The sequence below is a fragment of the uncultured Arcobacter sp. genome, from assembly GCF_937982575.1.
GTDB lineage: Bacteria > Campylobacterota > Campylobacteria > Campylobacterales > Arcobacteraceae > Arcobacter.
This window is the reverse complement of the sequence record NZ_CALJLR010000015.1, coordinates 175,691-199,883: the sequence shown is the minus strand read 5'-3', so window position 1 is coordinate 199,883 and position 24,193 is coordinate 175,691. Positions and strand designations below refer to the sequence as shown.

Below are 24,193 nucleotides of genomic sequence, written 5' to 3'. Positions count from 1 at the left end.
TTAGTATTTTAATTTTCTTCTACTTTTCTATTTTCTCTTATCCATGATTTAATGCCATGCTCTAAATGAAAGACATTTTCATATCCCATTTGTTTAGATAAAAATTCACCAACTAAACTTGTTCTATTTCCAGACCTACATATTAGAACAAAAGCTTGATTTTTATCTTTTACATACTTTGAAAACTCATTAAGCCAACTTTGAACATCATAATTTCCTTTTTCATCAAAGAACATGATTTTTTTACTTGTTGGAACAACTCCCAGCTCTTTCCATTCAGGAGGAGTTCGTATATCAATAAGTACTATGTTTTTATCAATTTTATCTTGAAGCATTTTAGGACTAAGTCCTTTAAAATCTCCAAATGCAAAAATAGCTAAAAATACCAATGATAGGAATACTCTCATATCTATAACCTTTTCTTAATTAATTACCAAATAATAGCTTTAAATAGTTTAATCTATAGTTTCTATATTCACAAGTTCTACGTCTGCACAATCTTTTTTTGCAAGATTTCTTTTTTTTGCATCTTCTTCACTTAGTGTTATTAAATCGGCAAAGTCATTCTTATCTACTTCAAATTTATATAGCTCTTTTTTGGTCTCTATTTTTATTTTAGCTTCACTATCTTTTGTGAGAATATCAATATTTCTAATACCTTTGGCAAATTCACTTTTTATTGTTTTTGCTATCTTTTCATTTGCAAATAGTTTTTCAAGTGTTAGCTCTAAGTTGAAGTCATTTTTACACAGTATTTTATAAGTTACTATCATTTTACCATCCATGTTTTATCCTCTATATTTTAAGTCTTATGCGATGATTGTACCATTAAAAAATGATGATATTTAAAATTATTGCAAGTTGTAAGATTTTGTAATTCCTTCACATATAATATATTTTAAAACAAATGAGTGGTTTTTATTATTATATTTCAATTTAGTTTCTTTTTGTATACTTGAAAAACTAAAAAATTAGAGGTTCATATGAAAAAACAAATTCCTTTATCTGTACTTGACTTGGTTCCTATTTGTGAAGGATATAGTATAAGTGAAGCTATTGAAAATAGTACAAAACTAGCTCAAGCGGTAGAAGAGTTAGGGTTTGAGCGTTATTGGATTGCGGAACATCATAACTTTAGTAGTATTGCAAGTGCTGCAACATCTGTGATTTTAAGTCATATTGGAGCAAGAACAAAAAAAATCAGAATTGGCTCAGGTGGGATAATGTTGCCAAATCATACGCCTTTGGTTATAGCAGAACAGTTTGGTACCTTAGAATCAATGTATCCAAATAGAATAGACCTAGGTTTAGGAAGAGCACCGGGAACTGATCAAAGAACAGCAATGGCTTTAAGAAAAGATAACAATGATGGTTCTGATTTTCCTGTTATGTTAAACCATTTACAATATTTTTTATCCAATGAAGGGGGTAAAAAAGCTATAAAAGCTGTACCTGGATATGGACTTGAAATACCTATTTGGCTATTGGGCTCAAGTACATTTAGTGCAAGTTTAGCTGCTGTAAAAGGTTTACCTTTTGCTTTTGCTTCACACTTTGCACCTGATGCGATGATGGATGCTATTGATGTTTATAAATCAAACTTCAAACCCTCAGCACAACTAAAAGAACCTTATATAATAATCTGTATCAATGCAGTATGTGCTCAGACAAATGAAGAAGCCAAATATTTAGCTACCACAGAAATCCAAAAATTTCTTTACCTTCAAAGAGGTGATGAGAGACCCATTTCCAAACCAACTGAAAATATAGATGAGTTGTGGGAAGAGTGGGAAAAAAGAAGTATAACTCAAAAGCTAAGAGAATCCATCTGGGGAACACCAGAATTTGTAAAAGAGAAGTTAGAAAATCTTGTACAAAGAACAGGTGCTAGTGAAATAATGATAAACTCATGGATTCACAATCCCAAAAAAAGAATTCACTCTTATGAGCTTATTGCAAAAACTTGGTTTTAAAATAGAGTATTTATATTTTTTTGAGTTTTATTTTTTACATTAAAGAAAGTGTAGATTAGTTAATATTGCTCTAACAAATTATCATAGATAGAATTAGTTATATGGAGAGTAAATGCAGTTAACTGAACAAAAAGAGTTTATAAAAAAGAATGCATATTTGATATACGAGTATATAAATAGTGAAGTATTAAAAAATGTAGGAACACTAAACCCTAACTTTTATATAAAACTTATTGATGATATATTTGTTAAGCAAATTGATATAAAAATAGGTGAACTAAATATAAATGTAAATATATTACCTTATTTTATTTTTACAATGCTTTTTGGAAAAGGGAAGATGGATTATACCTCTTTAAGAGCCGAGACAATTGACTTAACTGAAATAAACAAAGAGTCAAAAATCTATTATAACTATGCACGATTTACTTTAGAAGATGACTTTTTATGTATAGATTTGATGCAGACTAAAATAGGTGGGATGCCAATTGAAGAAGATATTGTAAAGTTTACAAAAAGAATTCCTGTACAAAATTCAGGATTGGAAAAGTTTATTAGTAAAAATAGAAATATAAGTTCTGAAACATTTAAAAAGATAAAAGAAGATATTGATAATATTCTTTAAGAAAATAGAAAAATATTTAATCAATGAGTTTTAATAACTCATTGATCCTGCATTTAAAAGTCCAATTGAAATTGATAAAAATGCCATCAAAATACCAACAGAAATAATTCCATCGGAAATCTTAGTTTTAAAAGAGTATTTACCACCAAGTCTTGTTACAATAAATGCAAAAATTAATTGAATAAATATTGCAACTGTTCCCCAGATAGCAAAATCTACATAAGATACAGAGTGAACCAATGCACTATACAAAGGAATTGATACTCCAATAATAGCTCCACCAAAACCAAGAGCTGCTGCTAAATTGTTTTCTTCAAAAATTAGCTTGTAATCATCATAAGGTGTAACAATTGCATATAAGTAAAGAAAAACAATCACTAAAATTATTGCGGTAAAAAAGAAACCAAGAAAGCCTATAAATAATTCTATTTCCATTTAAATCCTTTTTTTGAAATCTTATCTAAAGTTAGCTATAAAGATTCATATAATATATTATCTATAAGAAAGCTAGTTTGGTTTATAACTAGCTTTGTTTAATTTAACTTTTGAGCCACAAGTTCATTTACAACTTGTGGATTTGCTTTTCCACCAGTAGTTTTTAAAACTTGTCCTACAAAGAAGCCTAAAAGTTTTGTATTACCTGCTTTAAATTTAGCTACATTATCAGGATTTTTTGCGATGATTTCATCAATAATCGGTAAGATTATTGCAGGGTCACTTATTTGTACTAGACCTTTATCTTCAACTATTTTTTCTGGATTTTCTCCTGATTTTGTCATTTCTTCAAATACTTGTTTTGCAATTTTACTTGAAATAGTTTCTTCATCAACCATTTTTATTAGTTGGGCTATTTGAAGTGCTGTAAATTTTAGCTCATTTATTTGTTTTTCTTTTAGCTCTTTTGCTACATCATTTGCTACAATATTTGCTATTGCAATAGGGCTATTAAGTTCAGATAATGCCTCTTCATAAAATGATGATAGTTGTTCATCACGTGCAAGGATGTTTGCAACCTCACTATTTAGTTTAAGTTCAGTAGTATATTTATCAAAAAGTGCTTTTTGTTCTTCATTTAAAGGCTCTGCTTCACCATGTACAACTGCTTTTTTAATCTCTTGTTTAGGAGCAGATTTTTGTGTAGTTTCAGGTGTTTTTGTCTTTTTAGCCCAAGAGTCTTTTAGTCCTACTATTTTATTAAATACTGGTTTTTCATCACTATAATCAATAGGGTCAGCATAAAAATATCCTTCTCTTTCAAACTGAAATCTTTCATCTTTTTTTTCAGTAATAACAGCAGGTTCTATAAGAGCATTTTCAATGATAGATAAAGAGTTTGGATTTAAGTCTTCTAATCCTTCTGGTGTTTCATTTTTGTATAGTCTGTCATAAAGTCTTACTTCGATTTGTTTTGCCTCTTTTGCATCAACCCAATGAATTGCACTTTTTACTTTGATACCACTTTTATCTTGTCCACTTTTTGAAGTAGGGTTATATTCTGCTTTTATTTCAGTGATATTTCCTTTTTCATCTTTAATGATTTCTTTACATGTGATAATATAAGCATGTCTTAGTCGTACAGGTTGTTCAGGTGCAAGACGATTGTAGTCTTTAGAAGGATTTTCCATAAAGTCTTCACGTTCAATATAAATCTCTTTAGAAAAAGGTATTTTTCTTGAACCCTCTTTAGGTACATCATGAGGGTAGTATGAAGCCTCAATCTCTTCACTTCCTTCATAATTTTCGATTGTAACTTTTAGTGGGTTAATCACACACATCACTCTTGGTACTTTTTGATTTAAATCATCTCTGATACAAAACTCTAATTGTGATACATCAACCATTGAGTTTGCTTTTGCAATACCAATTTGATCACAAAAGTTCAAAATAGATTCAGGTGTATAACCTCTTCTTTTATATCCAGCAATTGTAGGCATTCTTGGATCATCCCAACCACTTACATATTTACCTTCTACTAGCTCTAAAAGCTTTCTTTTACTCATAACTGTATAGTTAATACCAAGTCTTGCAAACTCATGTTGATAAGGACGAGGAGGAGTAAGTTTAAGTGTATCCAATACCCAATCATAAATTTCTCTGTTATTTTCAAACTCTAGTGTACAAATAGAGTGTGTAACACCTTCTATATAATCAGATAAACAGTGAGCAAAGTCATACATTGGATAAACATACCACTCATCTCCAGCTCTATAATGATGAGCATGTCTGATACGATATAAAAGTGGGTCTCTCATCTTCATATTAGAAGCTGACATATCAATCTTAGCTCTTAAAATGTGTTCACCATCTTTGAACTCACCTTTTTTCATTCGTTCAAAAAGGTCTAAGTTCTCTTCAATACTTCTATTAGCATATTTACTTCTACGTCCTGCTTGTGTAACTGTTCCACGATATTCTCGTATCTCTTCTTCTTTTAGACTATCAACATATGCTTTACCCATTTTGATAAGTTCAACAGCATAATCATAAATTCGAGGGAAGTAATCAGAAGTATAGTACTCTGTTTCTCCCCATTCAAATCCAAGCCATTTTACAGCATCTTTTAAAGCCTCAACATACTTTGTATCTTCTTTTGTAGGATCTGTATCATCCATTCTAAGGTTACAGTGACCATCAAAATCACGGGCAATACCAAAATTTATACAGATAGATTTAGCATGTCCAATGTGTGGAAAGCCATTTGGCTCAGGAGGAAATCTTGTAATTACTTCTTTATATTTGCCTGATTTTAAGTCTTCATCTACTTTGACTCGTAAAAAATCTTTGTGCTCACTCATTATTATTAAACCTTTTAAATAAACTGCGTTTTGATTCTAAAACTATTTAAGAGATGTATTTTATCAAATTAGTGCTTATAGCACCTTAGTAGAAGTTATTTGAAGATAAAAAGATTAGAGTTGTTTGTTGTTTTTTAACATATAATTAAAGTAAGGATTTTTATATTATTTGAAGAAACTATAGTTTATGTATAATTTTGAATTAAGCATTATTTTGTAACTATTAAGTAGTTTAAAGGTGAGTAAGCTGTTAGTATAATCAAAAGAATCAATGTAGCAAAATGAAAGGATATGCAATGAAACATGAATCTAAAGATAATATCAAAAGTTTAAACAAACTGCTAAATAGAAGAGGGTTTTTTAAAAGTATGGCTTTTCTTGGTCTAGTAACTTTATCAACAACTCCACTACATGCAAAAGGTTCTAAAAAACAATTTAAATATCAAGATAGTCCTAAAAATGGTGAAATCTGTAAAGATTGTATGCATTTTGAACCTAAATCAAATACCTGTAAGGTTGTTGAAGGTTCAATAAGTCCAAATGGTTGGTGTACCTTATTTCGTAAACCTCCACAATAAGTTCAAGTAAGAAAAGATATAGACTATTTTATTTCATACAGTTTTTTATTTTTTTCATAATTGGCATTTTATCTTTTATTTTAATACAATTACTGTATTTTAAGAGAAGATAACACTAGGTACTAAGTAAGGCAATAATTGAAAGATAAAATAAAAAAATACATTAAAGAGGGTGTAATACTTGTGGTGATGTTGACAATTGCTATGAATGCAATTAGTTATTATCGCTCACTTGATCTAAATAAAGATAGACTAAATATAGATACATTTTATCTTTTTGATGGAACTGAATATGAAGTCTCAAAAGATAAGCCTATACTGATTTATTTTTGGGCTACATGGTGTCCTATTTGTAAAGTTCAATCACCTAATATACAAAAATTATCAAAAGAGTATGAAGTAATAACTATTGCAGTTCAATCTGGAAGTAAAGAGGAGATACAAAATTATCTTGATGAACATAATCTTACATTTAAGGTAGTAAATGATGAAGATGGTTTTTATTTTCAAAAGTTTAATATAGAAGTTTTCCCTACTACACTTATATATGATAAAGATAAAAACTTTAAATTTAGTGAAGTAGGGTATACAACTACCGCTGGACTCTATACAAGGATGTTATTAAGTAAATAAGTTATACTTTATTCCCACTCAAGTTGAGTGTAATATATGGATATATTTGCGCTATTTAACTGTTCAAAATGCTTAAGATAATCAAACTTTTTGCTTTTGACATGATTTTTAACTTCAAAAATATCAATCTCATCTTCATATGCTTTTTTTACGTCATCTCTTAATATTTTTAGGTATTCTAAAGATGCTTTGTAAGAATCTTTATGAAAATCTTTTCCATGTCCACCTAAAAGATATTTTGCTTTTATTTTAGCTAAGTTTTCTAAGGCTTCTATCCAGCCATTTATATTTGAAGTCTTTTTATAGCTTAGGAGTCTTCCATTAAATACCATATTTCCTACGAATAAAAAGCTATCATCTTTTGAATAAACTGCTATATCACTTTTTTCTTCTGAGATTTTGCTAGGTTTTATTATTTCAAGTGTTTTTTTACTTCCTTTTATCTTATATCCTCCCTCAACTAAAGTGTCAGCATTTATTAGTTCTGTTTTTTGATAAATCTCTTTTGGTAAAACTGCTTTCATCCTTTGAAATTTTGAAGGGTTTTGTTTTATGTCATCATTTATAGTTTTGTGTCCTAGAATTTTTGCACCAAGTTCTTTAAAGTAAGATGCCCCTTGAATTCTATCATCGTGATAATTACTTAAAACTACATGGGATATCTTTTTATTTGGATACTCTTTTTTCATTAGCTTATGAAACTCTTTTGCAAATATGTAAGTAGGTCCTGCATCAAGTACAACTAAACTATTTCCCATATTTACATAACACATATTTGAAACAAATCCATTGTTTTGTTTATTTGGTGGATTTATATCTCCTATTACACAGCTAATATCATCTGTAATCTTTATAGGTTTTAGATTATAAATATCTGCAAATAATAGACTACCTAAAGCACTCAATAGCACAAGAACTCTTTTAATCATAACTTCATCCTTTTGATTGTAATAATATTATACTATTTTAATTGCACTTGGCAATATAATAGTGAAGTAAGATATGCACCTGTATTATAATATATTCAAAAAAATGTATCTAAGAGTAGCTGCTTTTTATAAATTCTAAAAATATATAAAAATTGGTACCTTTATTTTCTAAAAAGGAACAATAAATGCTTGAAATCTTTTTATCAAATATTAAAGGAATAAAATGGTTTTAGATATGAATATAGAACTTGAAGGTATTGATGAAGAGTTTTTAGAAAACTTTGAAGAGCTTATTGAAGATACCAGAGTGGAGTATTTTATAATCAACCCTAAGACAAAAGAAGATGTAGAAAAAGCACAAGCACTTTGTTGTGAATATGAGAGGTTTAAGTATACTCTTCCAATAAACTTTTATGAAACTAAAGACAATAATTGTGTGGCAATAAGAGTATCCAATATTGAAGAGTTAGAAACTATTGAAAATATGCCTGTTATTATAGACTCTAAAACTCTTGATGATGAGTTTATAGATGTTTTAAACAATAAAGCAATAAGTGGAGTTGTATTAGAAGCAAAACAAAGTGATAATAGACTTCATAATTTTGCCTATGCAATCTCTTATGATTCTCTAAAAGATTGGACAAAAGAAGGGCTAACAGATACTGATTATAATAAACTTGCCTTACAAAGTAACTATCCAAAATACTCTTATGATGATTTGTTTGATTTATTGTTAAAAGATATGTCTGACCTTACTTTTAGAGCAGAACAATCAATAGCTTCAGGTGGAACAAGAACGGTATTGAAAATCTTCAAACTTTTATAAATAGCAAGATTCGGATTGTAAATATTCTTTTAAAATTATATACTTTTACATACTTAACTTATGTAATAATATATAATTAATAAAAGATATTAAAATGAATGAATTAGAAATAAAAAGTAGATACTATGAAGATATTAAAAAAGCAATTGAATATTTTGATGAAAACTATTTATATCAGCCAAACTTAGATGAGGTCGCAGCTCATGTGGGGATGAGTAAATACCATTTTTCAAGAATTTTCAAAGAGTATGCAGGTATCTCTGCTTTACAATTTTTACAAGCAACTACTTTTTCATACGCAAAAAAGAAACTTCAAACTTCCAAGTCCATATTAGATAGCTCGATTGATTTAGGTCTATCTAGTTCAAGTAGACTTCATGAACTCTTTGTTAACTTTATTGGAGTAACTCCAAATGAGTACAAAAAGCTAGGTGAAAATCTAGAGATAAGATATGGCTTTGGTTTTTCAATCTTTGGTAAAACTATGATTGCTAGTACAAAAAAGGGCATATGTGCTTTAGAGTTCTATGATGAATCATATGATGAGGTTTTTAGTAGACTAAAGTCATCGTGGGAAAAGGCAAAGTTTATCAAAGATGATAAGCATGCCCAAGAATTATTGGATAAAATCTTTATAAATAAAGAAAAAGTAAGTCTATATGTAAAAGGAATAAACTTTCAAATAAATGTTTGGAAAGCTATTTTAAACATATCAAAAGCAGAAGTTTCAACTTACTCAGATATTGCTACTTTAATTGGAAAACCAAAAGCAGTAAGAGCAGTAGCCAGTGCAGTAGGGGCAAACCATATTGGCTTTTTAATTCCTTGTCATAGAGTTATTTCAAAAAGTGCAGCTATGGGTGGATATAGATGGAAAGTAGGACGAAAAAAAGTCATACTTAGTTTTGAAGAAGCGGAAAAATAATTTAGTAAGAAGAGTCCCATTCAGTATAGTCTTGAGGAATACCTAAGCTTGAAGTATCAACTTCTTTATTTGTATTTGGGTCTATTACTGCGCTTGTTTTATTTGTGATTAGATTATCAACTGCCTCTTGGATTGAAGTAAAAGCTCCTAATGATGTATCATCAAATATTACATGGTATTCCTTATCTTCACTTTGTCCTATATCAAAAATACCTATGTCTGTAGGATATGAAATTAATACTCTCATTATAAATCCTTTTATTTGTATATAATAGTATTTTAACGATGTTTTCTTTGATTTTTTTTAAGGGGTTTTATTATTTATTTAATATGATATAATATTTAAAAATAAGATTTAATGGATTTTCATGTCAAAAATAATGTTTAAACTTTTTTTAATTTTATCGCTATTTACTTCACTTTATTCTCAAGAAAAAGTGACTTTACAGCTAAAATGGTTTCATCAATTTCAGTTTGCAGGTTATTATGCTGCAAAAGAGAAAGGCTTTTATAAAGAGGCTGGTTTAGATGTAGAGATAAAACAAAGAGACCTAAAATATAATAACGTCGAAGAAGTAATAAAAGGCAAAGCTCAATATGGGATTGCCGATTCTATACTGATACTTTATAAAGCAAAGGGAGAGCCTGTTGTTATTGTATCTCCTATTTTTCAACATAGTGCTAGTGCTTTAATATCTTTAAAAAGTAGCGGTCTCAATTCTCCTTATGATTTAGGTGGAAAAGATGTACTTTTTTATCCTAATGATACAGATGGTTTCGCAGTATTAGCTATGTTTAAAAAATTAAATGTAAAACCAAATTTGATTCGAGAAAGAGAAAAAGATGATTATTTAAAACTAATAAACAAAGAGATTGATGTTTCTCCTGTTTATTTGAGTAATGAGCCTTTTTATTTTAAAGAAAAGAACATAGATATTAATATTATCAATCCTTCTAATTATGGTTTTGACTTTTATGGTGATATCTTATTTACTAGTGAAGATGAGGTAAAGAATCATCCCAAAAGGGTTCAAAAGTTTAAAGAAGCTACTTTAAAAGGGTGGAATTATGCTTTAGACCACAAAGAAGAAATTATTCAACTAATACACAATAAATATAATTCTTCAAAGTCACTTGAACATTTGCGTTATGAAGCAAAAGCTATTGAAAAACTTATCATGAGAGAAGTAGTCTCTTTAGGAAATGTAGATAAGGGTAGGATTAGATATATTTCTGATTTATATAATGAATATGGTTCAAATATAGAGTCATTTAATATAAATGATTTTATATTTGAAGAGTATATTGAAGCAAAATCAAAAATCAATTTGACACAAGAAGAAAAGAAGTATTTGGATGAAAATCCCATTTTAAGAGTTCAAAACTTAAATGCTTTCCCTCCTTTTAACTTCATTGAAAATAATCAAGCACTAGGTTACACAGTAGATTATATGAATTTGATGGCAAAAGTTCTTGGAGTTAAAATAGAGTTTATTAGTCATAAAAGTTGGAAAGAATCTCTTGATATGCTAAAAAATGAACAACTTGATATCATACCTCACGTTGCTATTAATAATGAACGAAAAAAGTTTATAAACTTTACTGAATTTGAGCATATTAGCTATAAAACAAGTCTAACAGTTAGAAAAGGTTCAAATATAAAATCTTTTGATGACTTGAAAGATAAAACTATATCTGTATTAAATAAGTCTTTTATACATACTATTTTAAAAAATCGATATCCAAATCAAAAACTTTATTTAGCTAATAATACAAAAGAAGCAGTTATTGCTGTGTCAAATGGTAAAGCAGATGCTGTAATTGGAAGTTTGCCTACAACAGAGTATTATATTAGTCAAAACTGGTTGAGTAATTTAGAGACTATACAGTTAAACAATGTAGAATTTATTCCCTCTGAAACTCCACTATACATGGGGGTTTCAAAAGGAAACTTACTACTTAAATCAATTTTAGAAAAAACCTATATGGCAATGCCACATAATGAAGTTTTAGATTTAAAAGAAAAGTGGTTAAACGTAAACGCATCAAAAAAGATAAAACTTTCAGATGAACAATATGCCTATTTGCAGTCTAAGAAAAAGTTAAAATTTTGTATTGACCCCAATTGGTTGCCTTTTGAAAAAATAGAAAAAGGTAAACATGTTGGTATGACAGCTGAGTATATAAAACTTTTTCAAGAAGAGTTACCAGTTCCTCTTGAGCTTGTTTCTAGCAAAAATTGGTCAGATACTATTAGATTAGCAGAAAATAGAACTTGTGATTTTGTAACTGTTATGATGGATACAAAAAAACGCCGAACCTATTTTAATTTTACTGAAAATCTTATGAGTATGCCTTTGGTTATCTCTACTAAATCTGAAAAGCCTTTTATTAATGATATTTCATCTGTATTGTCAGAAAAACTGGCTATTGTAGAAGGTTTTGCCTATTCAGAGATATTAAAGAAAAAATATCCAAATATCAAAATTGTTGAAGTAAAAGATACAATGGAGGGTTTAGAAAAAGTAAATAAAAATGAGCTTTATGGTTTTATTGGAGTTCTTCCAGTTATAGGTTATCACATTCAAGAAAACTTTTCAACAAATCTAAAAATAGCAGGTAAACTAGATACTATAGTTGGCTTTCCCATGGCAACAAGAAATGATGAACCTATTTTAAATGAGATAATTAATAAATTAATATCAAACGTACCTTTAGAGAAAAATAAAGAGATTTTAAATAAATGGCTATCAATTAAGTATGAAGAGAATATTGATTATAAAACTATACTTTATGTAATTGGGGTATTTTCAATTATACTTTTAATCATCATAATCAAAAACCAAGCTATAGGTAAACTTAACGATAAACTTTCAAAATATCTTCATGTAGTAGATGAAAATGTCTTAACATCAAGTACAGATATAGATGGAACTATTGTTTCTGTTTCTCAAGCTTTTTGTGATATTAGTGGATATACAAAAGAAGAACTAATTGGCAATAATCACAGAATCATAAGACACAAAGATATGCCAAAAGAGTTATTTGTTGAGTTATGGTCAACAATCTCAAGTGGAAAAACCTGGAAAGGTGAAATAAAAAATAGAAATAAAAACGGAAGTTTTTATTGGGTATATGCCGTTATTTCTCCTATTTTTGATGAGAAGAATAAAATAGTAGGTTATACAGCAATCCGACAAGATATAAGTGATAAAAAGAAAATAGAAAAAATATCTATAACAGATGAATTAACAAGTTTATATAATAGAAGATATTTTAATGAAGTATTTGAAAACGAACTTAATCGTGCAAAACGTGAGAAGCATTTTTTTGCATTGATTATATTAGATATTGATTTTTTCAAACAGTACAATGACTTCTATGGACATCAAAAAGGTGACAGCGTATTAAAAGGTGTAGGGAAAGCGTTAATTGATATTTGTAAACGTGCCTCTGATGTTCCTTTTAGAGTAGGAGGAGAAGAGTTTGCAATTATATTTACTCCAAAAGATAAAGAAGATGCCATAAGTTTTGCAAAATTGGTTAATCAAAAAATTGAAGAGTTAAAGATAGAACATAAGCACAACAAAGCAAGTAGTTATATAACAGCTTCTCTTGGACTATATGTGGCATATGGAGATGAAATAGATGCTTCTGAACATATTTATAACTTTGCAGATACTGCTTTATATAAAGCAAAAGAGAGTGGAAGAAATAAATTTGTTTTATATGAGAAAGATTAAAAATATAAAACAAATTTTGATATTAACTTTTTGAAGCTTTTTTAGCTTTTTTATCAGCTCTTTTTTCTTTCATTGATTTTGCAGGTTCTGTTTTAACAGATTTCTGTACATCTTTACCTTTAGCCATACTATCTCCTTTATTTGAGTTTATTAGGTAGTATAGCTTAATAATTGAAATATGGTGTTATAAAAAATAGTAGCTTTGTATTTTAAAGCTTTTTAATAGTAATAGCTTGTTTTTTCATTCTATATAACTCATAACTCTCATTAAAAAACTCATCATAATCTAAAACTTCAAACTCTTCATTAAAAAAGCTTTTAAGTTCATCTTTTTTTAATAAAAAATCAGGGTTTGATGGAGGCTTTTCATTATCTTTATCTTCCATATATGTTTCTATAAATAGTATGCCATTTATTTTAAGTGCATTTGATAGTTTTGGGATTAGTTTTCTATTAAGAAAGTTTGTCATAACAATGAGGTCATAACTATTTTTAGGTATTTCATATTCATCTAAATCGACTAATTTAGTACTTATATTTTCAAAGCCTTTTTTATCAAGCTCATCAAGTGCAACTTGTGATATGTCCATAGCATCAACATCAAAACCTTTTGTTGCAAGATAAATAGAGTTTCTTCCAGCTCCACAAGCTACATCAAGAGTTTTTTTACCCTTTACTTTATCTAATATTTCAATTAACTTTTTACTTGGCTCTCTTTTTTCAAGTAATGAGGGAGTTTCATTATATTTTTTGTCCCATTTTGTTTTATCTTTTTGTGCCATCTTATACCTTTTTATTTTCCTAAAATTTTAAAATACTCTTCTCTATCTATCTCTTTTGCACCCAAACTTGCAAGGTGATCATTGTAGACTTGGCAATCTATAATTTTGATACCATTCTCTTTTGCTTGCTTGCAAAGATGATAAAAGGCTACTTTTGAAGCATCTTTTTCTTCTGCAAACATACTCTCTCCACAAAATATATCACCAATAAGTAACCCATAAAGTCCACCTACAAGTTTTTCATCTAAATAACACTCAATAGAAAAAGCATATTCAAGGTGAAAAAGATTTGTATAAGCTTCTATAAACTCATGGCTTATCCAAGTATTATCCTCATGTTTTCTTTTTATATTTGCACAAGATTTTATAACATCTTCAAATCGTTCGTTTGATTTTACTACAAAGCCTTTGTTTTTTATAACTCTTTTTAGGCTTTTTGTTAGTCTAAACTCTTCTGGATATAAAACCATTCTTTTTTTAGGACTAAACCAATGAATGTAATTGTATTCATCTATATACCAAGGAAAAAGTCCATTTTGATAAGCATTGATTATTCTTTGGGGATGAAAGTCTCCACCAATAGCAACTAAATCATCTTTCATCATATTTAGAGTTGGGAAATCAAAGTTATTATCATCAAGTAAGTAAATCTTTTCTTTATCATCTAATATTTTCATAGTAAAAATGTTATCTCAATTTCACTAAAAATTGTCATCATATGGAGTAAATTTGGGTACAATTGCAAAAAAAGGAAAAATTTGAAAAAAACTTTTAAACTTCAAGTAGAAAATAAAAAACCTCAAAGAGTTGTAGAATCAATAAAAAATGAGATAAGAAAATATATAAAAAGAGAACAAAGAAAAACATTATCAACTGATAAACACTTTTGGTTTTTTGATTGTAAGTTTGCAAAAGCTGATGAAACACCAGTTGAAATACCACTTTCTCATGTAATCAAATCTATTGATTTAGCAGCTGCTGATAATTGTGAAACTTGTTATTTAGAGATAATTGCAAGAGAAGAATTAAAGAAAGAAAAAGAGAAAATTCAAACTTTAGATGAAACTGTTCAAGAAGAATCAGATGAAATCCAAGAGATAAAAGAAGAGGATATTTAGTTATCCTCTTTTTAAGATTATCTCTCCTAAATTTCTATTTATAGTTTTTGCAACTACATTACATTTTACTTTAAATAAGAAAAATATTTTTTCATCATTGTATGATTCCAAGCACTCAAAGTTACCCATACCTTTTGATAATACTAAGGGTGTTTTGTTAAATAGTTCCATGAACTCTTTAGAAGCTCTAGTTTTGTCTAATCCTGGAGTATCAACACCTGAACTAATAACTTTACAATATTTATCAATACCACTTTGCAAAGCTTCTTTTGTAGTGATATCGTTTATTATAGCTTTTCCTCTTGTGGCATAAGATATTTGAATATTTGGATATAAGCTAACTATTGTTTTTACCAAAACCTTATCAAATACATTTTCCCCTGCATTATCAGCTAAGATAATCAAAGAGTCGCTTTTTTCTAGCTTTTCTTTAAATATTTTATAATCATTTATTGAAAAATCTGTTTGGAATATAGAATTTATCTCTTCATCTAAAGAAAACTCTTTTGTTGTAGCAAAATCAATTACATTTCCAGCAACTGCAGCTTTTATTGCAGTGAAAAGTTTATCTTCACTTGAAGAAATTTTCTCTTCAATAAGTGGTAGATAAGTTGTTGCTTTTTTTATAGATTCTTCTTTTAAAGTCTCCAATGGATCTTTTAGATTTGTTTTAAAGGCAAGATATTCATAAACATCTTTTGCCACAAAAGGAGGCGACTTTTCAAAATCAAAACCTGAAGCTCTTTTTTCTACTTCACTATTAATCTCATTTGCTAATTTTTCATCAAGTTTAAGTAATTTTGTTGCTTTATCTATTTGTCCTACTATACACTCAACACAATCTTTTGTTATATTCATTTTTTCACTTTTATGTTTTTTTTATTATAGAAAATATTTCTTTATCTTTGATTATTTTACTTGCTTTAATTAATAATTATCCAACTTTAGCTATTATTTTAGGACAAAAAAAGAGAATATCCTCTTTTATTTAGGATTTTATGTGGGTTTTTTTAAATTAAAAAAAAATAATACAAATGTTAAAACTGAGTTTACAGCTGGGTTAACTACATTTTTGACGATGATGTATATTGTTCCAGTGAATGGATTTATACTTTCAGATGCAGGGCTACCTATGGATGCTGTTATAACAGCAACAGCACTAATTACGATTTTAGCAACACTATTTTCAGGTATTTGGTCAAATACACCTATTGCTATGAGTGTAGGTATGGGATTAAATGCTTATTTTTCTTATGGTTTAGTTTTGGGTATGAATATACCTTGGCAAACAGCCTTAGGTATTGTGTTTATTTCAGGTTTGCTTTTTGTAGCTTTATCTTTTACTAATTTTAGAGTTTGGATTATGACTTCTATTCCTATGAATTTAAGAAGAGCAATTAGTGCAGGTATTGGTACCTTTATTGCTTTTATTGGTTTAAAGCAGATGGGTATGATAGTTGACAACCCAGCTACTCTTGTTGCCTTGGGAGATTTTACAAAAGATACAGTTATGTTAGGTACTTTTGGTTTGATTTTAACTTTTATTTTGTTTTCTTATAATTTAAAGGGTTCTTTTATCTTTTCAATAATGATTACCTCTATAATTGCGTGGTTCTTTGGAATAGGGGATGCTCCAAAAGAGTTATTTTCAACACCAGCATCTATTGCCCCTATATATATGCAACTTGATATTGCAAGTGCAATCAGTTTGTCACTTTTACCCGTTATCATTACTTTTTTAATAACAGATATGTTTGATACCTTAGGTACTTTAACAGGTGTTGGTTCACGTGCTAATCTTTTTCAAGAGAATAATAAAGAAGATAAATCTTTACAAAAAACACTTGAAGCAGATGCAATTGCAACAGTTGGTGGAAGTTTATTAGGAGTCTCTACTACGACTTCATTTATTGAGAGTGCTTCTGGTGTAGAACAAGGTGGAAGAACAGGATTAACAGCTGTATTTACAGCCTTGTTTTTTATAACAACACTTTTTATGTTGCCACTTTTTAAATCTATTCCTTCAAATGCTATTTATCCAATTTTGGTGGTTGTTGGAATTTTGATGTTTAGTGAATTGGGTAAAATAAATTTTGAAAAAGTAGATTTTGCTACTGCTTCAGCGTCATTTTTTATAGTGTTACTTATGCCTTTGACTTTTTCTATTACAAATGGAATTGCAGCAGGGTTTATAGTATTTACTATCATAAAATTGGTAAAAAACGAGAGAGAAGATTTAAATTTAGGAATCTTTCTTTTGACATTTATTTCATTATTAGTTTTTATATTAAGAGGTTAAAAATTGCAAGAAAAATATTATTATGGTTATGATGAGTTTAAAAATGATACTCAAGTTTTAGTAGACAAATGTAGAGATTATGAGCCTGATATCTTATTGGGAGTAGCACGAGGTGGTTTAACTTTGTCGCATCTAATGGGACAGGCTTTAAATATGAGAAATGTATTTACGATTAATTCTATACATTATGAGGGTGAGTTAAAACTAGATACTTTTAACATCTTTAATATTCCTGACTTATCCCATGCCAAAAGAGTTTTGGTTATTGATGATATCGTTGATAGTGGTGAAACTATGAGGGAAATTTTAAAGCTTTTAAATAAAAAGTTTCCAAATACAGAATTTAAACTAGCTACCATCTTTTATAAGCCAACAGCCTGTATTAAGGCTGATTATAGTGTTAAAATAGCTGATAAGTGGATAGAGTTTTTTTGGGAAGTAGATATTAAATAATATATTTAGTATATATATTATATATATTTAGTATATATCTAGTATAATTAATTATTATTAAAATAGGAGAATATATGACATTTATAGATTTTAAGAAGCTTCTTTTGGATGCTGAGTTAACGATTCCAAAGTTTACAGCACTAATAAAAGTTAGTGAAAAAAACATTCAAGCATATAAAAAGAAAAAAGAAGTTCCAAATGCTATAGCTGTAGTTGCTGCATGTTTTGCTAAAATGAATCAAGATGGTGTTGATTTTAAAGAGATAATTGAAGATCTAGATTTAAAGAAAAAAGAGAAAAAAGGTGCAGGTTTTTCTGCTAAAAAATAATTTTAAATTTTCAAATTAATTTTTTTTCGATATACTTCCAAGAAATTAGGGAGTATATATGTTAGTAACAAAAAATACAAAAAACTTTTTGATTATTGCCTCATTTATGATGGCAGTTGTCATCGCAATTGGTGCTTTTGGTGCACACGGATTAAAGGCTACAAACGACGAGTATATGATGGCCATATATAATACTGGTGTTCAATACCATTTTTACAACACACTTGGACTTTTCGCTATAGCACTAATCACTCATTTCTTACCAAATTCTAAACAAATCGTTGTATCTGGATATCTACTTATTTTAGGTACTTTAATCTTCTCTTGCTCTTTATATTTGTTAGTTATTTTAAAAGTTTCATGGTTAGGTGCAATTACACCATTTGGTGGGACATTGATGATTATTTCGTGGATGGTTATTGGATTTACTGTTCTTAATGAACTGAAAATTAAAGAATAAAAGAGATAAATAGAGTCTCTTAACAATTATTACATATAAATTTTATATAATGTATAAATAATTATTAAAAATAGGAGAAAATATGGCAGTAAAAGAACATGGATTTGATATTTCTGCAAAGTTAGATATGCAAGAACTAAAAAATGCAGTTATTCAATCACAAAAAGAGATAGAAAATAGATATGACTTTAAAGGTTTAAAAGCAGAAATAGATTTTAATCAAGGTGCTAAAACTATAACTTTAATATCTTCTAGTGATAATAAAGTTGATGCTATGTATGATATTTTGATTTCAAAAATGAATAAAAGAGGCTTATCTATTAATTCACTTGATGAAGCAAAAAAAGATGATAGTTCAGGTGGAAACAGAAAGTATGTTTATGCAATAGTTGATTCAATCAAACAAGATGAAGCAAAACAAATCCAAACAGAGATAAAAAACCTTAAACTAAAAGTAAAGGCTGTAAACCAAGGTGATGAGATAAGAGTTACTGGAAAAAATATTGATGACTTACAAACTATCATGAAACATTTAAAATCATTGGACTTTAAATCACCACTAGTTTTTGATAACTTCAAATAAAACTCAAGGAATATCATGAAAGTTTTACTTTTAGAAGATGACCCAGCTTTAAGTGATATTTTAAATGATTATTTAAATCATAAAGGCTATGAAGTAACTTTGTGTACTCAAGGTGAAGATGCTTTAGAAAACCTAATTGAGAGTGTATATGATTTTGCAATATTAGATGTAAATACTCCAACTATGTCAGGACTTGATGTTTTAAAGCATGTTAGAGATGATTATAAGAGTCGAACACCAATTATAATAATAACTGCATACCAAGATACAAAACATCTAAAAACTGCCTTTGAATTAGGAAGTGATGACTATATTAAAAAGCCTTTTGATTTAGAAGAGTTAGAACAAAGAATAAATAGACTTTGCAGATACTTTTCTTTGGGGACAAGAGATGAGATAAAGATTGATAATAGTATCTCTTTTATTCCCCATGAGTGTATAGTTTTATTGGATGAAAAAAAAGTTCATATTGCTCAAAAAGAGAGAGATATTTTAAAGTATTTTGTCAACCATGCAAATAGGGTGATTTCTTCAGATGAGTTATTACAAAACATTTGGCAATATGATGAACAACCAACTGATGCTACTATAAGGGTTTATATAAAAAATCTTAGAGAAATACTAGGAAAAGAAAAAATAGAGACCATAAGGGGAGTGGGGTACAAGTTTGAACAAAAATGAAAAAAAAGCCCTATATAGTTTTCTTTTTATTTATATAGGTTCAACAGTTTTAATTCTTTCTATTTTATTATTATCTTACTACCAAAAAGAGACTGATATGGTGGAACGTCAGTGCTCAATTGAGATGATAAGTGCAGCAAATAAAATAAAAGCAGATATACTTAATGCAGAAATGGAAAATAAAACTTTTGTACCCAAAGAGTTAAAAAACAAAAATCTAAAATATGGACTTTTTGATAAAGATGGAAATCTCATCTACTCAAAACTTGAAAACAGCAGTATAGACTTAAATACTGAAGTATCTCATAACTCAACTCATTCTTTTCATGTATCACAATTAGAAAAACAACACCATGAAAAAATCAAAATCAAATATATAGTAATAGAGACAAATCAAGCAATTAGTGAGATAAAAAAACTAAAGATTTATATTATATTAATTCTTTTTTTAAGTACCATTTTTATTGGTTTTATTGGATATTTACTTGCAAAGCTTTTATTAAAGCCTGTAAGAGAAAAAGTAGAGCATATGGATAAGTTTATAAAAGACTCTGCACATGAATTAAATACTCCAATTGCAGTTTTGATGACTTCTACATCAACATTAAAACAAGGAAGAAACCCTGAGAAAATGTTGAACTATATAGTTAGTAGTGCAAAACAAATTTCACAGCTATATAATGATATGCACTATAGTGCTTTTAGTAAACAAGATACTTTTTTAGATGTTAATATAGATTTTAATGAATTGATTAATGAGAGTGTTGAGTTTTTTCAAGATATTGCTATTACAAAAGGTATTAAGATTTATGAAGAGTTAGATGAGTGTGATATCTTTATGGATAAAACAAAAACACAAAAAATAGTAAATAATCTTATTTCAAATGCCATTAAATATTCTAACAAAGATTCTAAGATAATTGTAAGAGTAAAGAAAGGTGTTTTTTCTGTTCAAGATTTTGGAATAGGTATTGAAGAAAAAGACCAAAAAGAGATTTTTAAAAGATATAAAAGAGGCAAAAATTTTGAAGGTGGTTTTGGTATTGGCTTAGATATTGTAAGTGAAGTATGTAAAGAGTACAACTTAAAGCTATGGCTAGAATCACATGTGGACAAAGGTTCTATATTTTACATAGATTTTGAGTCAGTTTTAAAATAGTTATTGCTTTAAATCTGGGATTCTTATTTCAAACTCTAAACCCAAATAGCTATCTTTTTGGAAATAAAAGTATGCATTTTTAGCTGTTATTGTACCTTTTAAATGTCTTCCAACTATTTCTTGACACATATATAGTCCAATACCAGTTCCTAGTTTTTGCTTTTTTGTTGTGAAGTATGGTTCAAAGATTCTTTCCAATATATCTTCTGGTGCACCATTTCCAGAGTCTAAGATTTTTAATACTAATAAATCATTTTCTTTATAAGCTTGTATACCTATATATCTATCCTCTGTATTTTTAAGCTCTGAGAGTACATCAATTGAGTTATTTAGAATATTTATCAATACTTGTATTAGCTCATTTTCATAATTTGTAATTATTATAGGAACAATCTCTTTTTTAATTTTAATATTTTCATTCTCTACTCTTGAATCTATTAATTTAAGTGCTAAATTTAATACAGTATCTATTGAAAAACTATTTTTTTCTTTAACTGTAGCAAAATAATTTCTAAAATCATCAATGGTATTTGAAAGATATTGGGCATTTAGATTAATGCTTTCAAATGCTTCGTTTTCTATATTTGATGTATCAATTCCATATTTCTTTTTCATCAAAATACCTGTAGCATAGGTTGATATGATAGATAAAGGTTGTCTCCACTGATGGGCAATATTTTCTAACATTTCTCCCATCATGGCTTGTTTTGTTTTATGCATTAGGATTTGTTCTTTTTCTATTTTCTCTTCTTCAAATCTTTTTTTCTGTAAATAATTGTTATGATTTTCAACAGCAATTCCAGTGATATTTGCAATATCTTCTATAAGTTTTATATCAAATTCGCTAGGTTCTTTTGGAGTATTATAATAAATAGCAAAAGAGCCTAATACTTCATTTGAAGAGGAGAAAAATGGTTGAGACCAACATGCTTGAAGGTTAACTTTTGCAGCTAAGTTTTTTGCATATTTCCAGTTCTCGTGGGTTTGTATATCTTTGACAATAACCCTTTCTTTTAGAAAAACTGCTGCACCACAAGAACCAACATTTGCTCCTATTTGCATACCATTTAGTTTTTCATTGTAAAACTCAGGCAAAGATGGAGCTGCACCTTTTATTAGTTTTTGTTTGGATTCATCTAAAAGTAAAATAGAACAAATCATATTGTTATTTCTTTTTTCAACAGATTTAATAATCTCATCTAGAATAAATTCAATTGGTTTAGCTGTGGCAATATACTTTAATAGATTTTTATGGTCATCATATAAAACTGAATATTTTTTAAACTCAGTAATATTTCTTCGTATGATTTTTATATAGGGCTCTTTGTTAATTTTTTTTACTAGAACTCTTTTTATTTTGAAATAATATATCTCTTTGTTTATTTCAATTGTTTCATCTAAAATCTGTTTTGAATTATTTGATAAGTTGAGTTGTTTGAAAAAATCACTCTCTTTTTTTCCTAAAACATCTTCAATATTTTTATTGATAAACTTTAGAAAAGCAGAGTTTGCCTTAATTATATTATTGTCTAAATCGACTTTTATAGTTAAGTTTTTAAATAAATTAAATGTGCTTTTCCCCACCTATTTTATCTCCAATAACTAGAATCTTATTTGTAACTCTAAAGTACAATTTTCGTTTTCAATAAGCTTTGACTCAACAGAAGTTTTACCTTGAGCCAAATATCCTTGAATAGTCTGTAATACATGCCAAAACTTTTCATTAAAAGGAATACTAATATCTCTTATTTTATGCTCTTTGATTAAGTTTGAGATTATTTCTATAATATGCATATAATAGATTTTGTTTATTGCTCTTTGAACTCTATATTCATGCATTATCTCTAAATTGTTTTTTAGGGCATTTAGTTCTAAATCACTTAAAAGAGGATGCGAATCTTTTATATTTTCAATCTCCGCTTTTAAATAAATTTCATAAGAGTCTACCTCTTTTTCAATTGTATCTTTTAATTCAGGTTTATACTTTGTAATAGTATCTTCTACCTCTTGATCTGACAAGTTTGTAAAGTCAGGATCATATTTATATACTTTACCTTTTATATATTCATGATTTAGTGCATGTAGAATCTCTATTGCATTTTGAATATATACATATTTGTCTTCTTTACCATCTTTAAAACTTATACCATGTTCCGAAATCATAGGTTTGGGCCCTACATATTTTAATTGCATTTTCAACCTTATACTTTGTAGCTTATATGTATTTTACTATATGTTTACTTTCTTTAAATAATTTTTGTATAGAATATCAAAATATAAAGGCTATTTTATGAATAATATTATAAAAAATTTTGAAACATCTGAGTTAAATAATACAAAATTTGTACACCCTGTAAAAATAACATATAAGCAAAATGGTGTAAAAAAGTCATGGGAAGCAGTTAAGAGTTTTGATTCTGTATCTGTCTTACTTTACAATGTAAATAAAAATGCATTTTTATTAGTAAAACAGTTTCGACCACCTGTTTATTTAAATGATAACTCAAACCTATGTACTTATGAACTTTGTGCAGGGATTATTGATAAGGATATCTCTTTAGAAATGATTGTAAAAGAAGAGATAGATGAAGAGTGTGGATATGATGTTCCTATAGAAAATATAGAAAAAATAACCTCTTTTTATACAAATGTTGGAGTAAGTGGAGCAAAACAACACCTATATTATGCCAAAATAGATGATAGTATGAAAAAACACAGTGGTGGTGGAATTCATGATGAAGAGATTGAGACTGTGTATTTGAAAGTTGATGATTATGAAGAGTTTATTTATGATGAAAATAAAGCGAAAACACCAGGATTGATGTTTTCGTTTATGTGGTTTATGGAAAAGAAATTATCTAAATAGAACTTTAGAAAATATAGATTAACCAGCTATTTTTAATTGTTAAATAATATTTATAGAAATAGTTTTTTAACATTATCTTTCTAGAACTTTAGCTAATTGTAGTTTGTTACTAACAATCTCTTGTGCGGCAGGCAGCTCTTTTTTATCCATATTTGTAAGTTTCGTGTCAAGCTCTTTTAATAACTCTGCTCTTATTTTCACATCAGCAGTATTATTGATTTTATAAACTAATTGACTAACATCAGATACTCCTGATGCAAACAAACTTGTTGTTCCTACAATTGCTAAGATAGCTAATTTTTTACCTAATTTCATTTTTATATCTCCTTGATTTTTTATGTGTGGAAGTATATAAATAAAGTGTAAGTTAAATATTAGTTCAAATTTTTTAATCAAAGATTCTTTATTGGCAAAAAAATTGTCTTGATGTTTAATG

28 protein-coding genes are annotated in these 24,193 nt (G+C 28.1%); 16 read left to right on the top strand and 12 right to left on the bottom strand.

Annotated features, from left to right (window positions below; genetic code table 11):
* Window positions 1-8 precede the first annotated feature (8 nt).
* On the bottom strand, window positions 9-407 hold the full coding sequence (locus tag Q0617_RS10935; RefSeq protein WP_298753321.1) for a rhodanese-like domain-containing protein: 399 nt from the start codon (window positions 405-407) through the stop codon (window positions 9-11).
* 48 nt (window positions 408-455) lie between these two features.
* Window positions 456-785: a hypothetical protein gene (locus Q0617_RS10930; RefSeq protein ID WP_298753320.1), complete on the bottom strand. Its 330-nt coding sequence runs from the start codon at window positions 783-785 to the stop codon at window positions 456-458.
* Between the two features lie 198 nt (window positions 786-983).
* Here Q0617_RS10930 and Q0617_RS10925 point away from each other — a divergent pair, with 198 nt between their 5' ends.
* The gene (locus Q0617_RS10925; protein WP_298753319.1) at window positions 984-1,973 is read left to right on the top strand and encodes an LLM class flavin-dependent oxidoreductase; all 990 of its coding nucleotides are present in this window, start codon (window positions 984-986) and stop codon (window positions 1,971-1,973) included.
* Window positions 1,974-2,085: 112 nt separating this feature from the next.
* Entirely contained in the window at window positions 2,086-2,598 is a 513-nt protein-coding gene (locus tag Q0617_RS10920; RefSeq protein ID WP_298753318.1) for a hypothetical protein, read from the top strand.
* Window positions 2,599-2,628: 30 nt separating this feature from the next.
* Here the strand turns inward: Q0617_RS10920 and Q0617_RS10915 are convergent, their stop codons facing one another.
* Together Q0617_RS10915 and Q0617_RS10910 are read right to left on the bottom strand one after the other, a co-directional pair.
* Entirely contained in the window at window positions 2,629-3,033 is a 405-nt protein-coding gene (locus Q0617_RS10915; RefSeq protein ID WP_298753316.1) for a DUF350 domain-containing protein, read from the bottom strand.
* A 98-nt stretch (window positions 3,034-3,131) separates the two neighbouring features.
* Window positions 3,132-5,393: a glutamine--tRNA ligase/YqeY domain fusion protein gene (locus tag Q0617_RS10910; protein ID WP_298753315.1), complete on the bottom strand. Its 2,262-nt coding sequence runs from the start codon at window positions 5,391-5,393 to the stop codon at window positions 3,132-3,134.
* A gap of 296 nt (window positions 5,394-5,689) precedes the next feature.
* On the opposite strand from Q0617_RS10910, the gene Q0617_RS10905 reads away from it, so the two are divergent.
* Both Q0617_RS10905 and Q0617_RS10900 read left to right on the top strand, forming a co-directional pair.
* Entirely contained in the window at window positions 5,690-5,971 is a 282-nt protein-coding gene (locus tag Q0617_RS10905; protein WP_298753314.1) for an iron oxidase oxidoreductase, read from the top strand.
* Between the two features lie 138 nt (window positions 5,972-6,109).
* Complete coding sequence (locus tag Q0617_RS10900; RefSeq protein WP_298753313.1) at window positions 6,110-6,604, top strand: redoxin domain-containing protein; 495 nt, start codon at window positions 6,110-6,112, stop codon at window positions 6,602-6,604.
* Window positions 6,605-6,612: 8 nt separating this feature from the next.
* Here Q0617_RS10900 and Q0617_RS10895 read toward each other — a convergent pair whose 3' ends face one another.
* Complete coding sequence (locus Q0617_RS10895) at window positions 6,613-7,533, bottom strand: MBL fold metallo-hydrolase (RefSeq protein ID WP_298753312.1); 921 nt, start codon at window positions 7,531-7,533, stop codon at window positions 6,613-6,615.
* A 223-nt stretch (window positions 7,534-7,756) separates the two neighbouring features.
* On the opposite strand from Q0617_RS10895, the gene Q0617_RS10890 reads away from it, so the two are divergent.
* Window positions 7,757-8,359, top strand: coding sequence for a hypothetical protein (locus Q0617_RS10890; RefSeq protein ID WP_298753311.1), 603 nt, complete (start codon window positions 7,757-7,759; stop codon window positions 8,357-8,359).
* Between the two features lie 94 nt (window positions 8,360-8,453).
* Window positions 8,454-9,284, top strand: coding sequence for a methylated-DNA--[protein]-cysteine S-methyltransferase (locus Q0617_RS10885; protein WP_298753310.1), 831 nt, complete (start codon window positions 8,454-8,456; stop codon window positions 9,282-9,284).
* Window position 9,285: 1 nt separating this feature from the next.
* Here Q0617_RS10885 and Q0617_RS10880 read toward each other — a convergent pair whose 3' ends face one another.
* On the bottom strand, window positions 9,286-9,531 hold the full coding sequence (locus Q0617_RS10880; protein ID WP_298753309.1) for a hypothetical protein: 246 nt from the start codon (window positions 9,529-9,531) through the stop codon (window positions 9,286-9,288).
* Between the two features lie 121 nt (window positions 9,532-9,652).
* Here Q0617_RS10880 and Q0617_RS10875 point away from each other — a divergent pair, with 121 nt between their 5' ends.
* Window positions 9,653-13,027 (top strand): transporter substrate-binding domain-containing protein, encoded by a 3,375-nt coding sequence (locus Q0617_RS10875; RefSeq protein ID WP_298753307.1) that lies wholly within the window; start codon window positions 9,653-9,655, stop codon window positions 13,025-13,027.
* Window positions 13,028-13,236: 209 nt separating this feature from the next.
* Here the strand turns inward: Q0617_RS10875 and Q0617_RS10870 are convergent, their stop codons facing one another.
* Window positions 13,237-13,809 carry a methyltransferase domain-containing protein gene (locus Q0617_RS10870; protein ID WP_298753306.1) on the bottom strand — a complete coding sequence of 191 codons (573 nt, stop codon included), beginning with the start codon at window positions 13,807-13,809 and terminating at the stop codon, window positions 13,237-13,239.
* 11 nt (window positions 13,810-13,820) lie between these two features.
* On the bottom strand, window positions 13,821-14,486 hold the full coding sequence (aat, locus tag Q0617_RS10865; protein WP_298753305.1) for a leucyl/phenylalanyl-tRNA--protein transferase: 666 nt from the start codon (window positions 14,484-14,486) through the stop codon (window positions 13,821-13,823).
* A gap of 81 nt (window positions 14,487-14,567) precedes the next feature.
* Between aat and Q0617_RS10860 the strand changes: the two genes are divergently transcribed.
* Window positions 14,568-14,927 carry a DUF6172 family protein gene (locus Q0617_RS10860; protein ID WP_298753304.1) on the top strand — a complete coding sequence of 120 codons (360 nt, stop codon included), beginning with the start codon at window positions 14,568-14,570 and terminating at the stop codon, window positions 14,925-14,927.
* On the opposite strand, the gene Q0617_RS10855 is transcribed toward Q0617_RS10860, so the two are convergent.
* On the bottom strand, window positions 14,928-15,785 hold the full coding sequence (locus Q0617_RS10855; RefSeq protein ID WP_298753303.1) for an ARMT1-like domain-containing protein: 858 nt from the start codon (window positions 15,783-15,785) through the stop codon (window positions 14,928-14,930).
* A gap of 142 nt (window positions 15,786-15,927) precedes the next feature.
* On the opposite strand from Q0617_RS10855, the gene Q0617_RS10850 reads away from it, so the two are divergent.
* The 7 genes from Q0617_RS10850 (at window position 15,928) to Q0617_RS10820 (ending at window position 20,891) form a co-directional block, all read left to right on the top strand.
* Window positions 15,928-17,226: an NCS2 family permease gene (locus Q0617_RS10850; protein ID WP_298753302.1), complete on the top strand. Its 1,299-nt coding sequence runs from the start codon at window positions 15,928-15,930 to the stop codon at window positions 17,224-17,226.
* Window positions 17,227-17,229: 3 nt separating this feature from the next.
* Window positions 17,230-17,679: a phosphoribosyltransferase family protein gene (locus Q0617_RS10845; RefSeq protein WP_298753301.1), complete on the top strand. Its 450-nt coding sequence runs from the start codon at window positions 17,230-17,232 to the stop codon at window positions 17,677-17,679.
* A 74-nt stretch (window positions 17,680-17,753) separates the two neighbouring features.
* Window positions 17,754-18,008 carry a hypothetical protein gene (locus Q0617_RS10840; RefSeq protein WP_298753299.1) on the top strand — a complete coding sequence of 85 codons (255 nt, stop codon included), beginning with the start codon at window positions 17,754-17,756 and terminating at the stop codon, window positions 18,006-18,008.
* A 58-nt stretch (window positions 18,009-18,066) separates the two neighbouring features.
* Entirely contained in the window at window positions 18,067-18,468 is a 402-nt protein-coding gene (locus tag Q0617_RS10835) for a DUF423 domain-containing protein (RefSeq protein ID WP_298753298.1), read from the top strand.
* Window positions 18,469-18,550: 82 nt separating this feature from the next.
* Window positions 18,551-19,051 (top strand): YajQ family cyclic di-GMP-binding protein, encoded by a 501-nt coding sequence (locus Q0617_RS10830; RefSeq protein ID WP_298753297.1) that lies wholly within the window; start codon window positions 18,551-18,553, stop codon window positions 19,049-19,051.
* A 15-nt stretch (window positions 19,052-19,066) separates the two neighbouring features.
* Window positions 19,067-19,732: a response regulator transcription factor gene (locus tag Q0617_RS10825; protein ID WP_298753296.1), complete on the top strand. Its 666-nt coding sequence runs from the start codon at window positions 19,067-19,069 to the stop codon at window positions 19,730-19,732.
* Entirely contained in the window at window positions 19,719-20,891 is a 1,173-nt protein-coding gene (locus Q0617_RS10820; RefSeq protein WP_298753295.1) for a HAMP domain-containing sensor histidine kinase, read from the top strand. The genes Q0617_RS10825 and Q0617_RS10820 overlap by 14 nt, the downstream gene beginning before the upstream one ends.
* Here the strand turns inward: Q0617_RS10820 and Q0617_RS10815 are convergent, their stop codons facing one another.
* Window positions 20,892-22,475 (bottom strand): ATP-binding protein, encoded by a 1,584-nt coding sequence (locus Q0617_RS10815; protein ID WP_298753294.1) that lies wholly within the window; start codon window positions 22,473-22,475, stop codon window positions 20,892-20,894.
* Between the two features lie 18 nt (window positions 22,476-22,493).
* Window positions 22,494-23,084 carry a hypothetical protein gene (locus tag Q0617_RS10810; protein WP_298753293.1) on the bottom strand — a complete coding sequence of 197 codons (591 nt, stop codon included), beginning with the start codon at window positions 23,082-23,084 and terminating at the stop codon, window positions 22,494-22,496.
* Window positions 23,085-23,181: 97 nt separating this feature from the next.
* Here Q0617_RS10810 and Q0617_RS10805 point away from each other — a divergent pair, with 97 nt between their 5' ends.
* Window positions 23,182-23,757 carry an NUDIX hydrolase gene (locus Q0617_RS10805; RefSeq protein ID WP_298753292.1) on the top strand — a complete coding sequence of 192 codons (576 nt, stop codon included), beginning with the start codon at window positions 23,182-23,184 and terminating at the stop codon, window positions 23,755-23,757.
* Between the two features lie 72 nt (window positions 23,758-23,829).
* On the opposite strand, the gene Q0617_RS10800 is transcribed toward Q0617_RS10805, so the two are convergent.
* Window positions 23,830-24,072 (bottom strand): hypothetical protein, encoded by a 243-nt coding sequence (locus Q0617_RS10800; protein WP_298753291.1) that lies wholly within the window; start codon window positions 24,070-24,072, stop codon window positions 23,830-23,832.
* Window positions 24,073-24,193: the final 121 nt, after the last annotated feature.

Coding starts and splice junctions, on each gene's coding strand:
- Q0617_RS10935 (WP_298753321.1), bottom strand. CDS start 407: ATGAGAGTATTCCTATCATTGGTATTTTTAGCTATTTTTGCATTTGGA.
- Q0617_RS10930 (WP_298753320.1), bottom strand. CDS start 785: ATGGATGGTAAAATGATAGTAACTTATAAAATACTGTGTAAAAATGAC.
- Q0617_RS10925 (WP_298753319.1), top strand. CDS start 984: ATGAAAAAACAAATTCCTTTATCTGTACTTGACTTGGTTCCTATTTGT.
- Q0617_RS10920 (WP_298753318.1), top strand. CDS start 2,086: ATGCAGTTAACTGAACAAAAAGAGTTTATAAAAAAGAATGCATATTTG.
- Q0617_RS10915 (WP_298753316.1), bottom strand. CDS start 3,033: ATGGAAATAGAATTATTTATAGGCTTTCTTGGTTTCTTTTTTACCGCA.
- Q0617_RS10910 (WP_298753315.1), bottom strand. CDS start 5,393: ATGAGTGAGCACAAAGATTTTTTACGAGTCAAAGTAGATGAAGACTTA.
- Q0617_RS10905 (WP_298753314.1), top strand. CDS start 5,690: ATGAAACATGAATCTAAAGATAATATCAAAAGTTTAAACAAACTGCTA.
- Q0617_RS10895 (WP_298753312.1), bottom strand. CDS start 7,533: ATGATTAAAAGAGTTCTTGTGCTATTGAGTGCTTTAGGTAGTCTATTA.
- Q0617_RS10890 (WP_298753311.1), top strand. CDS start 7,757: ATGGTTTTAGATATGAATATAGAACTTGAAGGTATTGATGAAGAGTTT.
- Q0617_RS10885 (WP_298753310.1), top strand. CDS start 8,454: ATGAATGAATTAGAAATAAAAAGTAGATACTATGAAGATATTAAAAAA.
- Q0617_RS10880 (WP_298753309.1), bottom strand. CDS start 9,531: ATGAGAGTATTAATTTCATATCCTACAGACATAGGTATTTTTGATATA.
- Q0617_RS10875 (WP_298753307.1), top strand. CDS start 9,653: ATGTCAAAAATAATGTTTAAACTTTTTTTAATTTTATCGCTATTTACT.
- Q0617_RS10870 (WP_298753306.1), bottom strand. CDS start 13,809: ATGGCACAAAAAGATAAAACAAAATGGGACAAAAAATATAATGAAACT.
- aat (WP_298753305.1), bottom strand. CDS start 14,486: ATGAAAATATTAGATGATAAAGAAAAGATTTACTTACTTGATGATAAT.
- Q0617_RS10855 (WP_298753303.1), bottom strand. CDS start 15,785: ATGAATATAACAAAAGATTGTGTTGAGTGTATAGTAGGACAAATAGAT.
- Q0617_RS10840 (WP_298753299.1), top strand. CDS start 17,754: ATGACATTTATAGATTTTAAGAAGCTTCTTTTGGATGCTGAGTTAACG.
- Q0617_RS10835 (WP_298753298.1), top strand. CDS start 18,067: ATGTTAGTAACAAAAAATACAAAAAACTTTTTGATTATTGCCTCATTT.
- Q0617_RS10830 (WP_298753297.1), top strand. CDS start 18,551: ATGGCAGTAAAAGAACATGGATTTGATATTTCTGCAAAGTTAGATATG.
- Q0617_RS10825 (WP_298753296.1), top strand. CDS start 19,067: ATGAAAGTTTTACTTTTAGAAGATGACCCAGCTTTAAGTGATATTTTA.
- Q0617_RS10810 (WP_298753293.1), bottom strand. CDS start 23,084: ATGCAATTAAAATATGTAGGGCCCAAACCTATGATTTCGGAACATGGT.
- Q0617_RS10805 (WP_298753292.1), top strand. CDS start 23,182: ATGAATAATATTATAAAAAATTTTGAAACATCTGAGTTAAATAATACA.
- Q0617_RS10800 (WP_298753291.1), bottom strand. CDS start 24,072: ATGAAATTAGGTAAAAAATTAGCTATCTTAGCAATTGTAGGAACAACA.